This is a genomic window from Aeromonas sp. QDB54 (assembly GCF_027707385.1).
In the GTDB taxonomy this organism is placed as follows: domain Bacteria; phylum Pseudomonadota; class Gammaproteobacteria; order Enterobacterales; family Aeromonadaceae; genus Aeromonas; species Aeromonas hydrophila.
This window is the reverse complement of the sequence record NZ_JAPCIT010000005.1, coordinates 115,917-129,425: the sequence shown is the minus strand read 5'-3', so window position 1 is coordinate 129,425 and position 13,509 is coordinate 115,917. Positions and strand designations below refer to the sequence as shown.

Annotated in this window: 14 protein-coding genes; 12 read left to right on the top strand and 2 right to left on the bottom strand. The window is 64.4% G+C overall.

What is annotated here, in order from left to right:
* Nucleotides 1-35: 35 nt before the first annotated feature.
* Entirely contained in the window at nt 36-920 is an 885-nt protein-coding gene (locus PG881_RS06735) for a 6-carboxytetrahydropterin synthase (protein WP_264098520.1), read from the top strand.
* 76 nt (nt 921-996) lie between these two features.
* Here the strand turns inward: PG881_RS06735 and PG881_RS06730 are convergent, their stop codons facing one another.
* On the bottom strand, nt 997-2,997 hold the full coding sequence (locus PG881_RS06730; protein WP_264098519.1) for a methyl-accepting chemotaxis protein: 2,001 nt from the start codon (nt 2,995-2,997) through the stop codon (nt 997-999).
* 262 nt (nt 2,998-3,259) lie between these two features.
* Between PG881_RS06730 and hinT the strand changes: the two genes are divergently transcribed.
* The 9 genes from hinT (at nt 3,260) to secF (ending at nt 11,407) form a co-directional block, all read left to right on the top strand.
* Nucleotides 3,260-3,610, top strand: a complete 351-nt coding sequence (gene hinT / locus PG881_RS06725) for a purine nucleoside phosphoramidase (RefSeq protein ID WP_010633658.1) — start codon at nt 3,260-3,262, stop codon at nt 3,608-3,610.
* Nucleotides 3,610-5,031 carry a COG3014 family protein gene (locus PG881_RS06720; RefSeq protein WP_264098518.1) on the top strand — a complete coding sequence of 474 codons (1,422 nt, stop codon included), beginning with the start codon at nt 3,610-3,612 and terminating at the stop codon, nt 5,029-5,031. The genes hinT and PG881_RS06720 overlap by 1 nt, the downstream gene beginning before the upstream one ends.
* A 68-nt stretch (nt 5,032-5,099) precedes the next feature.
* Nucleotides 5,100-5,498, top strand: a complete 399-nt coding sequence (locus PG881_RS06715) for a YcfL family protein (RefSeq protein WP_010633660.1) — start codon at nt 5,100-5,102, stop codon at nt 5,496-5,498.
* On the top strand, nt 5,498-6,094 hold the full coding sequence (gene lpoB, locus PG881_RS06710; RefSeq protein ID WP_005302153.1) for a penicillin-binding protein activator LpoB: 597 nt from the start codon (nt 5,498-5,500) through the stop codon (nt 6,092-6,094). The genes PG881_RS06715 and lpoB overlap by 1 nt, the downstream gene beginning before the upstream one ends.
* Complete coding sequence (locus PG881_RS06705; RefSeq protein WP_264098517.1) at nt 6,084-6,938, top strand: choline kinase family protein; 855 nt, start codon at nt 6,084-6,086, stop codon at nt 6,936-6,938. Before lpoB ends, PG881_RS06705 begins: the two co-directional genes overlap by 11 nt.
* Before the next feature lie 61 nt (nt 6,939-6,999).
* Nucleotides 7,000-7,857 (top strand): DUF6279 family lipoprotein, encoded by an 858-nt coding sequence (locus tag PG881_RS06700; RefSeq protein ID WP_043123699.1) that lies wholly within the window; start codon nt 7,000-7,002, stop codon nt 7,855-7,857.
* Nucleotides 7,858-7,923: 66 nt separating this feature from the next.
* Nucleotides 7,924-8,430, top strand: coding sequence for a hypothetical protein (locus tag PG881_RS06695; RefSeq protein ID WP_080768875.1), 507 nt, complete (start codon nt 7,924-7,926; stop codon nt 8,428-8,430).
* Nucleotides 8,431-8,577: 147 nt separating this feature from the next.
* Complete coding sequence (secD, locus tag PG881_RS06690) at nt 8,578-10,380, top strand: protein translocase subunit SecD (RefSeq protein WP_024944905.1); 1,803 nt, start codon at nt 8,578-8,580, stop codon at nt 10,378-10,380.
* 112 nt (nt 10,381-10,492) lie between these two features.
* A complete protein-coding gene (secF, locus tag PG881_RS06685; protein ID WP_024944906.1) occupies nt 10,493-11,407 on the top strand; it encodes a protein translocase subunit SecF in 915 nt (304 codons plus the stop codon).
* A 64-nt stretch (nt 11,408-11,471) separates the two neighbouring features.
* Here the strand turns inward: secF and PG881_RS06680 are convergent, their stop codons facing one another.
* Entirely contained in the window at nt 11,472-12,074 is a 603-nt protein-coding gene (locus tag PG881_RS06680; protein WP_118881018.1) for a DUF924 family protein, read from the bottom strand.
* Nucleotides 12,075-12,278: 204 nt separating this feature from the next.
* Here PG881_RS06680 and PG881_RS06675 point away from each other — a divergent pair, with 204 nt between their 5' ends.
* A complete protein-coding gene (locus PG881_RS06675; protein WP_162901903.1) occupies nt 12,279-12,419 on the top strand; it encodes a hypothetical protein in 141 nt (46 codons plus the stop codon).
* A 1-nt stretch (nt 12,420) separates the two neighbouring features.
* Nucleotides 12,421-13,338 (top strand): DUF808 domain-containing protein, encoded by a 918-nt coding sequence (locus PG881_RS06670; protein ID WP_118881019.1) that lies wholly within the window; start codon nt 12,421-12,423, stop codon nt 13,336-13,338.
* The last annotated feature ends 171 nt before the right edge of the window (nt 13,339-13,509 follow it).

Genomic DNA, 13,509 nt, shown 5'->3' with positions numbered 1-13,509 from the left:
GCAAACCGCCCTTTCTCTGTAGCAAGGCCTGACTGATGAAGTTATTTGTAAAAGATTTGACCGTGATCGACTCCAGCTACCTGTGCGAACGCCGCGGTATGGTGGGGGAGAGCTGGCTGGTGGACATCGAAATGAGCGGCGAGCTCAACGAGATGAGCATGTTGCTGGACTTCGGCCGGGTCAAGAAACTGATCAAGTCGATCATCGACGATGAGGTGGATCACAAGCTGCTGGTGCCGACCGAGTGCCCCCTGGTGCAGGTGGCCCAGCTGGACGGTGACGAGAGCACCGTCGATCTGCTGCGGCCGGGTCGCTCCATTCACCTGCGCTGCCCGAGCCAGGGCTTCGCCTTCATTCCGGCCCCTCAGGTGGACAAGGAGTCCGTCACCCGCTATCTGCTGGCGGTGCTGGCCAAGCGGCTGCCGGGCAACATCAAGGACTTGTCGCTGACCCTGCGCCAGGAGGCCATCGACGGCGCCTTCTACCACTACAGCCACGGCCTCAAGAAGCACGACGGCAACTGCCAGCGCATCGCCCACGGCCACCGCTCTCCCATCGAGATCCACGTGGACGGCGAGCGCGACCAGGAGCTTGAGCTCAACTGGGCCGAGCGCTGGGCCGACATCTATCTGGGGACCGACGAGGATCGGGTGGCCCTCGACGAGCTCGCGTTGAGCGAGCAGGCCAAGGCCATCCTGCAACAGGCTGGCGAGCACTACGTCGGCTTCAAGTATGTGGCACCGCAAGGGCTGTTCCAACTGGCCATGCCGGCGGCGGAGGTGGAGATGATCGACACCGACACCACCATCGAGCTGCTGGCCCACTACATTGCCCGCGAGGTGAAGAAGAGCGTGGGCGACAAGTTCATCAAGATTGTCGCCTATGAAGGGGTGGGCAAGGGCGCCATCGCCTACGCCTGATCCCGCGCCGCTTGCCAGTAAAAAAATAAGGCCCCGCATCTGCGGGGCCTTGTCGTTGCCGGGGCTGGCGTGGGAGTCAGGCGCTGAGCCGGAAGCGCTTGACCAGGCTCTCCTGCTGCTCGGCCAGCGAGTCGAGCTGCTGGCTGGTCTCGGCCACCCGCTCTATGCCCTGATAGTTGAGATCCGAGATGTCGGAGATGCGGTTGAGGTTGGTGGCGATGTCGGCGCTGGTGGCCTGCTGCTGCTCGGCGGCGGAGGCAATCTGGCTCGACATGTCGCTGATGAGCACCACTATGCCCTGCACCTCCTCCATGGCGTTGTTGGCGTGGGAGCTCTGATCCATGCAGCTGTCCATCTCGCGCGAGCACTCCTGCATCACGGTGACCGCCTTGGCGACCCCCTGCTGCAGGTTCTCGATCATGGTCTGGATTTCGCTGGTGGACTGGGCGGTGCGTCCGGCCAGGCTGCGCACCTCGTCGGCCACCACCGCAAAGCCGCGTCCCTGCTCGCCGGCCCGCGCCGCTTCGATGGCGGCATTGAGGGCCAGCAGGTTGGTCTGCTCGGCGATGCCGCGAATGACGTCGAGGATGTTGCCGATCTGGCCGCTCATGGCACTCACGTCGCCAATCACCTTGCCGGTCTGCTGCAGCTTGCCCGCCAGCTGGTGGGTGGTGGTGATGTTGCCAGCCATCACCTTGCGGCCGGTCTCGGAGGCTTTCTCCACGTCCATCACCCGCTCCAGAGTCTGGTTGGCGGCCTGGGCCACCTCGCGCACCGAGGCCTCCATCTGGGTCATGGCGGCGGCGACCGAGGCGGTCTCCTGGCGCTGTTTCTCCAGATCCGCCCGCACCGATTCGGTGGTGTGGCGGTTGTCATGGGCGGCGTTGTTGAGCTGGGCCGACGCCTGGGAGAGCTGGCTCAGCACTTCGCCCATCTGCTCGATCAGCAGGTTGACCTGGCTGCCGAGCCGGCCGAACTCATTGTTGCTGCGAAAACCGATGCGCTGGGTCATGTCGCCCTGGGTCACCTCGGTCAGCACCCGCAGCAGCTCCTTGAGCGGACGGCGAATGGCCTTGCCGAGGGTGTAGGCCACCAGGATGGCGATGGTGATGGCGATGACCAGCGCCACCCCCTGGGTGAGGGTGCTCTGGGTCTGCACCTTGCCGGAGGCGCGGATGCTGTTGTTCATCAGCTGCTGGCTCTGGGCGGTGATCTGCTCGAGCTTGCTCTGGATGTTGACGATGAGCTTGCTGGCCTGCTTGCTCTGCTCGCGCATCCGCTCCTGCTGCTGCATCAGCGCCAGGTACTGGGCCAGCACGCCGTCGCTGGCGGTGGTGTCGCGTACGAAGCCGTGCACGTAGTGGCCCATGTTGTTGTCAAAATCCTTGAGCTCCCCCTGCAGATCCTTGATGGTGCTGTTGAAACCCTCGATCTGCATCTTGTTGCGCTTGAGCGCCGCCTCGATGGGGGCGGGGATGCTCTGGTTGAGGGCATCCATGGTGGAGAGTTCAATGGCGGAGAGCTTGGTGGTCAGGGTCTCGGAGAGCATCTTGATGAAGCTGTCGTCGATGGTGATCATCATGTCCCCCAGGTTTTTCTTGAACTGGGGCAGGCTGACCTGGAACTGGCCCTTGGCCTGGTTCACCTTGTAGAGCCGGGTGAGCAGGGCCTGGTGTTCGGTGGGCAGGGTGTCGGTCAGCTGCAGGTAGTCCTTGACCAGCTGGTTGAGCGCGCCGAGCTCCCCCTGCAGCTCCGGGTGTTCCGCCGCCTGCCGGGCGAGGGTGGCGAGGGTCTGGTCGACCAGCGCCTTGGCCTGCTGCAGCTCGGCCACTTCGGCCGGGATCTGCTTGAGATCCTGCTCGGTCAGCACGTCGGTGAGCCACTTGTTGGCGCTGAGCAGGCTGATCTGGGTCTGGCTGCTGGCGATCACCAGCGGCATGGTCTGCCGGGTGACCTGATCCAGCGCCTGATTGAGCTCGCTCTGGCTGCGGAAGGTGAGTACCGAGGTGGCCGCCATCACGGCCACCAGGATGGTAAAGCCAAGATAGACCCTCTGCAAGATGGAGAGGTCTGACATTGTTTGTTTCATTATTGTCCCGCTGTATATGCAAAAGTCCCTTGCCTGAATACCCCGTCCATTTGATACCCTGCTACCACTGTGGGCGAGCAACGTCGGCAGACGTCTTCCGGCTATCGGTATTTTTAACAATAACTGAAGAGAATGGGACAACGGCTGTGTCAAATGTCGGCTTGTGTCACACTTGCCGGGCCTCGATGACGGGCGTTGGAACCGCTTGAGACAGGCATTGAATTTTCTTTTTCATATAAAGGAGTTATCCATGGCGCAAGAAACCATTTTCAGCAAAATCATCCGCAAAGAGATCCCCGCCGACATCCTTTATCAAGACGACCTGGTGACCGCCTTTCGCGACATCCAGCCCAAGGCCAAGACCCATATCCTGATCATTCCCAACGTGCTGATCCCCACCGTCAACGACGTGGAGCCGGATCACGAGCTGGCGCTGGGCCGGATGTTCACCGTGGCCCGCAAGCTGGCCAGCGAGGCGGGCATTGCCGAGGATGGCTACCGACTCATCATGAACTGCAACCGCCACGGCGGGCAGGAGGTCTACCACATCCACCTGCATCTGGTCGGCGGCCAGCCGCTGGGACCCCTGCTCAGCCTGTGATGCCGCGCCTTCCTCTGGCCGGTCTGCTGCTGGCCGGTTCCCTGCTGGGGGGCTGTGCCTCCCACTGGCAAGACATGTTCGTCTCCTATTCCGATCAGATGGTGCCGCTGCGCAACCAGCTGTTGCTGGGTCATGCCGCCGAGGCGCTGCCCGAGGTGCGCGACTCCACGCCGGGGGACGATACCTATGTGCTGGACCGGCTCGAGCAGGGGCGCATCGCCTGGCTGGCGAGTCAGGATGCCGCCAGCAAGCAGGCTTTTGCCGCCGCCGACAGCCGGCTGGCGTGGGAAGACAATCAGGCGGAGTACCGGGTCAGCCAGGGGCTGGCCCAGGCGGGCAGCCTGCTTACCAACGATCAGACCATGGCCTACCGGGCGCCCGATTACGAGCGCACCATGCTGCACCACTATCTGGCTCTCAACTACCTGCAGCGCGGGGATGCCGAGGGGGCCCTGGTGGAGGTGCGCCGCGCCAACCAGGTGCAGGAGCAGGCCCTCAAACGGCGGGCCGACGAGGTGCGCAAGGCAAAGCAAAAGAGCGAAGAGGCCGAGGCCGAAGGGGAGATGCGCCAGCTGATGTCGCGCGGCGCCCCCGAGCTCGACCGGCTGATCGGGCGGGTCAAGAACGGTTTTCAGAACGCCTACACCTTCTATTTCTCCGGCGTGCTCTATGAGGCGGCCGGCGATCTCAACGATGCCTGGGTCGACTATCAGCGTGGTTACCAGATAGCGCCAGACAACCGCAGTCTGCAGGATGCCTTGCTGCGCCTGGCTGTACTGCGTGGCGCCGCGGACGAGATCCGCGAGACCGAGAAAAAGGTGGGCCGCAAGGCGCCGCCCTTGGCCAAGGATCAGGGCCAGCTGGTGGTGCTGTTTGAAGATGGGCTGATCCCGGCACGGCGCGAGCTGTTCCTGCCGCTGCCCATTGCCACCTCCGGCGGCGATTTTCGCACCTTTACCGTGGCCATCCCCTATTACGATAATCGGGCCAGCGACACCGGACCGCTCACGGTATCGGTGGGCAAGCGGGTCGAGCAGACCAGCGAGCTGGTCAGGCTGGAGGCGCTGGCGGCCAAAGATCTGCAGGAACGGCTGCCCGGCATGCTGACCCGCCAGGCGCTGCGGCTGGTGGCCAAGGAGCAGGTGCGGCGCACCGCGGCCAAGGAGGGGGGCGATGTGGGCAACATTCTGGTCGGCATCTTCAATACCCTCTCGGAGCGGGCTGACACCCGCAGCTGGCTGACGTTGCCGGCGCAGGCTGCGAGCTGGCAGGGGATGCTGCCTGCGGGCGAGGTGAACCTTACCCTGGGGGCTGGTGCTGCCCAGCGGCAATTGCCGCTCACCATCCACCAGGGACGCACCACCCTGGTGTGGGTGCAGCGGCTCGGCGCTGGGTTGACGACGCGGGTGATGCCGCTGTGACGGCGAACGATGGCAATACACATGAGTGACCGGTCGGGCCCCTCGGGGTCGCCGGCAAGGAGAGCAAGATGAAAGCACACGGGTTGGCTCTGGGCCTGGTTCTGCTGCTGGCAGGCTGCGCCACCAATACCTCCGGCGTGGCGCTCTATGGGGCGGCGGGCGCCGCGCCAGTGGCGGAGCAGCATCAAAACGTCAATGTCACCCTGACCGAGCTCAGCCGGCGCGAACAAAACGGCCTGTTGCAGGTCAATGTGGCGGCGGCCAGCACCCAGCGCGGTGACAACAAGCTGCAATACCTGTTCTATTGGTATGATGAGGCGGGGCAGGAGGTGGCCAGCGATGGCCGCGGCTGGACGCCGCTCAAGCTGCACGGCTATCAGACCCGCACCCTGTCTGCCCTGGCGCCGAGCCCGGCCGCCCGGGGCTACCGGATTTACGTACGCGAAGTGATTGAGGAATCCTACTGATGAAAATGAATCATGCCCTGCTGATCCTGACTGGCGCCCTGCTGCTGGGCGGCTGCTCCAGCACCACCGTCAGCTATGGCGATCCGACCGAAACCGAGACGGTGACCGTCGATTACGGTTCCAGCGATCTGCAGGCCATCGCCGACAAGATGGCGGATTCCATGCTGGCGTCGCCGGCCACCAGCGAGATCACCGCCGGCGGCCGTCCGGTGATGTTCATGGACTCCATCCGCAACAAGACCTCCGAACACATCGACACCGAAGCCATCACCGACACCATCCGTACCAAGCTGCTGCGCGCCGGCAAGTTCCGCTTCGTCGACATGAGCAAGGTGGCGGCGGTCAAGCAGCAGCTCGAATACCAGCAGAGCAGCGGCATGGTGGATCCTGCCTCCATGGTGCGCCTGGGCAAGCAGACCGGCGCCCGCTACATGGTCTATGGCAACCTCGCCAGCATCGTCAAGGACAACGGCAAGGTGAAGGATGTCTACTACCAGATGACCATGAACCTGATGGATCTGCAAAACGGCGAGCTGCTGTGGGCCGATCAGAAAGAGATCCGCAAGCAGGCCAAGAAGTCCACCTTTGGTTGGTAAGTCGAGCGAGGCCTCTCTGGAAGCGGCCGAGCGCGCCCTGCTGGCCCGCCTGCCGCCGCCCTGGCGCTCGGGCCGGCTGGAGCCATTGGCCAGCGGCCTGACCAACTGCAACTATCGACTGCGCCTCCCCTCGGGGCGCAGTCACTTTTTGCGCCAGGGCCACCCCGATCCGGTGCGCCTTGGCATCGATCGGGCCACCGAATGGCAGCTCTATCAGGGGGCCGTGGGGCAGAGGCTGGCCTTGCCTTGCCATCACAGCGATCCTGCCACTGGCCTGATGCTGCTGGACTGGTGCGACGAGCCGAACTGGCTGGCGGCGCCGCCCCCGGCTGCGTTGCAGCCAGTGCTGCTGGCCGGGGTGCTGACGCGCCTGCACCGGTTGCCGGTGCCGACCGTGGTGATGGCGGTGCGGGCCCACAGCGCCGGCTATCGTGCCCGGCTGGCCCGAGTGCCGGCCTGGCTGCCGGCGCTGGAGCGGGGGCTGCTGGCCAGCCGCGAACCCGCCGATTGCTGGCTCCCTTGCCATCATGATCTCAATCCGGCTAATTTGTTGGGGAGTCGGCCCTGGGTCATCGACTGGGAGTATGGCGCCGCCGGGCATCCCGGTTTCGAGGTGGCCAGCATCCAGCGCACCCACAACTGGCAGGATGCCCAGCGCGAGGCGCTGGAGCAGAGCTATTGCGAGCGGGCAGGGGGGCCGGTCGGCCCGCGCGGTTTTCAGAGCCGGGCCTTTTTGCCCTGGGTCGATTACATCGGGCTGCTGTGGGCGCTGCTGATGGCCGAGCAGCAGCCGGGGCCCGACTACCAGGCGCTGATCGATCTCAATCGGCAGCGGCTGGAGTAGGCATCAGGCAGTATGAATCATCCGTTGCGTCAATCCTGTTTCATCAACATTGGAGCCTTGCATGGTGACCACCTTTTCCTGGCGCAAGCCCAGTAGCTGGAGTCTGCTGCTGCTCTGTCTGCTGCTGGCCGGCTGCTCCACCCGGGTCGTCTATTACTGGCTCGACGTGGCCATCGTCTGGCAGCTGGACGACTACTTCTCGCTGGATCGCAGTCAGAAGCGGCTGCTGGACAACGAAGTGAAGGGGCTGATGGCCTGGCACCGCCAGCGAGAGGTGCCCCGTTATGCCGACGATCTCGATGCGCTGGCCAAGGCGGTGGCGAGCCCCATGACCCCGGCCCAGGTCTCCCGCCATCTGGATGCGGCCCAGCAGAGCCTGACCCGCACCCTGGAGAACACGGTGCCGCGGGCGGTGCGGCTGGCGCGTACCCTGACCGAGGCGCAGGTGGCCATGTTCATGAAGGACCGGCTCACCCGTCAGGCGGAACGGGAAAAGGAGTTTGCCGACAAGCCCAGGGAGGAGATGCTCAAGGAGTTTCGCGACAAGATGAACGAGCGGCTGGTGTTCTGGATTGGCGAGGTAAAACCGGCCCAGGCCCCGCTGGTGGCCCAGTGGGCCCAATGGCAGTACGAACTGCAGGCTCCCTGGCTTGAGTTTCAGACCGCCTGGACCAAGGAGCTGGACCGGCTGATGAAGCAGCGCCAGAGCCAGGACTTCGGCGCCCAGCTCACCGCCCTGCTGCAACAGGGGGACGGCCTGATGGATGGCCGGTTCACCGGCTACACCGATCAGTCGCGCCAGCGTACCGTCAACTGGCTGAGTGATCTCAGCCAGTCGCTGGACATCTCCCAGCGGGCCCACCTCTACAGCCTGCTCAAGGGCTATGCCCGCGATTTCAGGCAGATGTCGGAGGGATAATGGCGCCAAGGGGGCCGCAGGGCAGGGGCCGGCCGGCCCCCATGCCCTTGTTCTGGCGGGGCCCCTGTGGTAGTTTGCCCTTTCTATTATGCGGGAATTAACTTTTTGAGCCTGACCGACAAAGTGAAACTGGCGCTGATGACCCTGCTCATCACCCTCGCTCTGTTGTTCTCTACCCTCTCGGTGGAGGGGTTCAAGCTGCCCGCAGCCCAGCAGTCGACCCAGCAGGTACAGCTGATGGGGGAGAGTGCGGCGCCGACCGATGGCGGTCAGGTGATCCACAGTGCCAGCGACAGCGACGACGGGGTCGTCAAGTTCGTCAGCTCCCACCAGAATCACCTGCTGCGGCTCGAACACTCCCTGCGCAGCGATCATCAGCCCGGCAACGTGGTGTACCAGCTGATCATGAGCTGGTCCCAGCAGGCGATCCTGCTGCTGCTGTGCGGCCTGCTGTTCTATGCCGCCCTCTTCTATCGCAAACACAGTTTCCGCGATCGGTTTGCCTCCATCCATCGGCACCGGTTGCAACGCCAGCACCTGCAATACCGTTTCTGTCAGAGTTACCTCGCCTGATCCCGATGGGGTCCGGTCTTTTCGCACCACCTCATCGCCTCCTGCTGCCTGCTCACCGCGCGTGAACGGGCCACTGTCTCATTCGTATTTTCTTGCGTGCCGCCAGCGTGGCGAGTGCGCAGCCTTCTCCTGACAGAGGCTGATTTCATGAGAAAAAAGAGTCGTATCACCTTGAACCGCATGAACATGTGGCAGTACGCCCTGCTGCTGCTCATGCTGTTCACCTTTGCGTTTTACTCCCTGCCCACCTTCTTCGGTGAGCAGCCCTCTCTCGGTCTGCACGGCCAGACCAGCCTGACCGAGGCGCAGCGTACCCTGCTGGCCGACAACCGCATCGAGCCACTCAAGCAGGTGCAACAGGGCGAGCGGGTCGAGCTGGTGTTTGCCAGCCAGGCCGAACAGCAGCGCGCCAAGCAGCTGCTGGAGCAACAGGGCTATGACAGCTCGGCGCTGACCCTGGAGTTCTACTCCAACGCCCCTGGCTGGATCAGCCAGCTCGGCGCCGCCCCCATCAAGCTCGGGCTGGATCTGCGCGGCGGCTCCCAGCTGCTGATCGGGGTCGATCTGAGCTTCGTGGTCGACAACCAGACCAAGAACCTGGTGGACATGCTGCGCACCCAGTTTCGCGAGGCGCGCCTGCGCGGCGCCAACGTGGCCCGGGTGAGCGAAGGGGAGGTGAGGGTGATTCTGCCTGAGGTGGCCGATCAGGCGCCCTGGCTCACCATCATCAAGGATTCCGCCGGCACCCGGCAGGATCAGTGGACCCTCAAGCGCAGCGGCAACGAGCTGCGGCTGGTGATGAGCGAGGCCGAGCGTACCCTGCTGGCCAACAACGCGGTGACCCAGAACCTGTCGATCCTGAAAAAGCGGATCAACGAGCTCGGCATCGTCGAGGCCTCGGTACAGCGCCAGGGCCAGGACGGCATCCGCATCGAGCTGCCCGGGGTGCACAATCCCAAGCAGGCGAAAGAGGTGATCGGGGCTACCGCCTCGCTGGCCTTCTACGAGGCCCAGGCCGACAGCCGCTTCTTCATGGCGGATCGCAACGGCCAGGCGGTGGGGCTGGCTCGCAAGCCGGTGCTGACCGGCGAGCACATCGTCGATGCCCGCGCCAACATGGGCGAGATGGGGCAACCCCAGGTCAACATCGTGCTCGACAGCCTGGGCGGCAGCAAGATGAACCAGTTCAGCCGTCAGAACGTGGGCAAGCCGATGGCCACCGTCTTTACCGAGTACAAGACCAATGCCGAAGGCAAGCTGCGGGCCAGGAGCGAGGTGATCAACGTCGCCACCATCCAGACCGCCCTTGGCAACCAGTTCCGCATCACCGGGATCGGCAGCCTGCCGGAAGCCCAGGAGCTGGCCATGCTGCTGCGCGCCGGCGCCCTCACCGCGCCCCTCAAGATCCTGGAAGAGCGCAGCATAGGCCCGACCCTGGGTCTGCAGAACATCGAGGCGGGCTTCACCGCGCTGGCGTTCGGCATGGCGGGCATGATGCTGTTCATGATGGCCTGGTATCGCAAGTTCGGCTGGGTCGCCATCACCGCACTCATCGCCAACTTGTTGATGCAGGTGGGCATGCTGGCAGTGCTGCCGGGCGCCGTACTGACCTTGCCGGGGATCGCCGGTCTGGTGCTCACCGTCGGCATGGCGGTGGATACCCATGTGCTGATTTTTGAGCGGATCAAGGACCGGCTGCGGGAGGGGGGCTCGTTGGCCAACGCCATCGACTTTGGTTACCGCTCGGCGTTTCGCACCATCTTCGATGCCAACATCACCACCCTGATCTGCGCCGTGGTGCTCTATGCCATCGGTTCCGGGCCGCTGCAGGGCTTCTCCATCACCCTGATCCTGGGCCTCATCTCCAGCATGGTGACCGGCATCTGGGGCACGCGCGCCATCATCAACCCCCTGTGGGGCAAGAGCAGCGCCAAGCTGCTGAGGGTGTGACCATGACTGACCACCACCTGTGTCATCGCGCCGCGCGTTCGAGCCTGCTCCGCGCCCGCGTCATGCGCTTCCCTGCGGGAAGCCAGAGCCATCTGCTATCGAGGGAACAACAATGCTGAGAATGATCATTGCCATGGGGCTGACCCGCTGGCGTTACATCGGCCTGTGGGCCTCCGTGCTGCTGACCGTGGCGAGCATCGCGGTGCTCGCCATCAACGGCCTCTCCCTCGGTCTCGACTTCACCGGCGGCATCTTGCTGGAGTTTCGCATCCAGACCCTGAAGGAGGCCCATGAGCTCAACGCCCTGTTGACGGCCCCCCTGGCGGGCGTGGTCGAGCTGCACGGTGCCGGCGTGCCCGGCGAGTGGCTGATCAAGCTGCCGCCCCACGAGCTGCCCTGGGCGGCCGAGGAGCTGGCGGTGATGCTGGGTCAGCAGCTCAACCTGCCGGTGGAGCTGCTGCGCACCACCATCGTCGGCCCCCAGGTGGGCGCCGAACTGTTCCAGCAGGGGATGCTGGCGGTGCTGGTGGCCTCGCTCGCCATCTCCGCCTACCTGGCGGTGCGCTTCGAGTGGCGCCAGGCCATCGGCATCCTGGTGTCGGTGCTGCACGACGGCCTGGTGGCGCTGGGGCTGCTGGCGCTGTTCAACATCGAGTTCGACCTCAACGTCATCGCCGGTCTGATGGCGGTGATCGGCTACTCCCTCAACGACAGCATCGTCATCTCCGACCGCTTGCGGGACTTGCTCAGCTCGCGCACCCAGATGGGGATCCACGACTGCTCCGACGTGGCCATCAAGGCCACCTTCAGCCGCACCATGATCACCTCGGGCACCACCTTGTTCACGGTGGGGGCCCTGCTGCTGTTCGGTGGCGACGCCCTTTACGGCTTTTCCTTTACCCTGTTCGCCGGCATCCTGGTGGGCACCATCTCCTCCATCACGGTAGCTTCCACCGTGCAGGAGCTGCTGGGCCTCTCGCCGCAGGCTTATCAGAAAAAAGAAGAGGAGCTGGCGGAGGCGGCATGACCCCGCCATTCCCATGCAAAACGGGCCCTCGGGCCCGTTTTTTTATGCGCATATGAAATGAGGCTCAAAAGCCCGAGCCCGGTTGCAGCAAGAAGGCGGCCTCCTCGGCGGTGTCCTGGCGGCCCAGGATGGCGTTGCGGTGGGGGAAGCGGCCAAAACGCTCGACGATCACCTGATGGCGGCGGGCAAAGTCGGCAAAGCCGGCGAAGGTCTCCCGCGCCGGGCCGTCTGCCTGCTCGGCCGCCAGTCCCTCGAACAGGGCCACGCTTCTGGCCTGCTGTTCGCGGGACTCGGCGTGCTCCAGCGGCAGATAGAAAAAGACCCGCCCCAGCGGTGGCAGCGCCAGATCCGCCCCCAGAGAGAGCCCCTTGAGGCAGAGATCCCGCGCCTTGGCATCCTGGGCAAAGGCGGCGGGAGTGCCACGATGGATGTTGCGCGGCAGCTGGTCCAGCAGCAGGATAAGGGCCAGCCGGCCCTCGGCCGCGTCGGCCCAGTGGGCGAGCTCACCGGCGGCGGCTGCCGCAGCCAGATCACCGAAGCGGCTGGCGAGCAGGGCGTCGGTGTCACTGTTTTTGCCCCACCACAGGGGCGCTTGGCGTTTGGCGCGGGTGACGTGGTCGGTCTCTTCGCCAAACCAGAATGCGATCAGCGGTTGCCAGGGTTGCATGGAATACTCCTTGGGCCTGCGGGCACCGGATAAATCAAGGCCAAATGACCCTGATGTGGTTGCTGCCGAACGGGCGGCTTCTCGTTACACTGTGCCATCTTTTCCCGCAATAGGGATCCCCCTTCGGCCGGCATCGCTCTCGGAGCCTGCAATGCAAATCGGCTAACAGTGGGGCCCTTGTCACCCTAATGAGGATTTTCTGATATGGCCGGAACCAGTTTGTTGGCCCTGCCGGGCGATATTGCCAGCGTACCGGGCGACGTGGCGCTGATGACCAAGGTCGTGGCCAACAAGCGCGTGGTGTGCTGCGGGAAGCTCTCTTCTACTGACATAAGGATTCTCTGATATGGCCGGAACCAGTTTGTTGGCCCTGCTCGACGATATTGCCAGCGTGCTCGACGATGTGGCGCTGATGACCAAGATGGCGGCGAAGAAGACCGCCGGGGTGCTGGGAGACGATCTGGCCCTCAATGCCGAGCAGGTTTCCGGGGTGCGCGCCGAGCGGGAGCTGCCGGTGGTGTGGGCGGTGGCCAAGGGGTCGTTTCGCAACAAGCTTATTCTGGTGCCTGCCGCCATCGCCATCAGTGCGCTGGTGCCCTGGCTCATCACCCCGCTCCTGATGCTGGGGGGCGCCTACCTCTGCTTCGAGGGGGCCGAGAAGCTGGCCCACAAGTTTCTGCCCCATGAGGCGAGCGAGGGGGAGGCGCACACGGCCCCCGTTCCCGATGATCTGGTGGCGTTTGAACAGCAGAAGATAAAGGGGGCAATTCGTACCGACTTTATTCTGTCGGCCGAGATCATCGTCATCGCCCTTGGCACGGTACAGGGGGCGAGCCTGGCGCTGCAGCTGTCGGTGGTGGCGGGCATCGCCCTGCTGATGACGGTGGGGGTCTACGGCCTGGTGGGGCTCATCGTCAAGCTGGACGACATCGGCCTGCACCTGCTGCAAAAACCCGATGGCAGTGCCTTGCGCCGGGCGGTGGGGCAGGGGCTGTTGGTGACGGCACCGCGGCTGATGCACCTGCTGGCACTGGTCGGCACCATCGCCATGTTCATGGTGGGGGGCGGCATCCTGGTGCACGGCTGGCCTTTCGTGCACCACCTGATTGAAGGGGCCGCCGCCGCCGTGGCTACCCTGCCTGCGATTGGCGCCGCCCTCGCGCTGGTGACGCCGACCCTGCTCAACGCCGTGGCCGGCGTGGTGGCCGGGCTGGTACTGGTGCTGGCCATGACCCTGGTGGGCAAGCTCAAGCCCGCCAAATAGTGGTGGCGGGCTGACCCTCGCGGGGCATATCCCTGCGATGGAGGTCATCCCGTCAGATACTGTCTCGTCTGTTGCCTCGGATGGGGGCTAGGCAAGGACCTGCCCCCTTCGTACTATCCGGCAGACACCCGCTCACAGAGGCGGGGTCAGCCCACATGGACGCAAACAGAC

Coding starts and splice junctions, on each gene's coding strand:
- PG881_RS06735 (WP_264098520.1), top strand. CDS start 36: ATGAAGTTATTTGTAAAAGATTTGACCGTGATCGACTCCAGCTACCTG.
- PG881_RS06730 (WP_264098519.1), bottom strand. CDS start 2,997: ATGTCAGACCTCTCCATCTTGCAGAGGGTCTATCTTGGCTTTACCATC.
- hinT (WP_010633658.1), top strand. CDS start 3,260: ATGGCGCAAGAAACCATTTTCAGCAAAATCATCCGCAAAGAGATCCCC.
- PG881_RS06720 (WP_264098518.1), top strand. CDS start 3,610: ATGCCGCGCCTTCCTCTGGCCGGTCTGCTGCTGGCCGGTTCCCTGCTG.
- PG881_RS06715 (WP_010633660.1), top strand. CDS start 5,100: ATGAAAGCACACGGGTTGGCTCTGGGCCTGGTTCTGCTGCTGGCAGGC.
- lpoB (WP_005302153.1), top strand. CDS start 5,498: ATGAAAATGAATCATGCCCTGCTGATCCTGACTGGCGCCCTGCTGCTG.
- PG881_RS06700 (WP_043123699.1), top strand. CDS start 7,000: ATGGTGACCACCTTTTCCTGGCGCAAGCCCAGTAGCTGGAGTCTGCTG.
- secD (WP_024944905.1), top strand. CDS start 8,578: ATGAGAAAAAAGAGTCGTATCACCTTGAACCGCATGAACATGTGGCAG.
- secF (WP_024944906.1), top strand. CDS start 10,493: ATGCTGAGAATGATCATTGCCATGGGGCTGACCCGCTGGCGTTACATC.
- PG881_RS06680 (WP_118881018.1), bottom strand. CDS start 12,074: ATGCAACCCTGGCAACCGCTGATCGCATTCTGGTTTGGCGAAGAGACC.
- PG881_RS06675 (WP_162901903.1), top strand. CDS start 12,279: ATGGCCGGAACCAGTTTGTTGGCCCTGCCGGGCGATATTGCCAGCGTA.
- PG881_RS06670 (WP_118881019.1), top strand. CDS start 12,421: ATGGCCGGAACCAGTTTGTTGGCCCTGCTCGACGATATTGCCAGCGTG.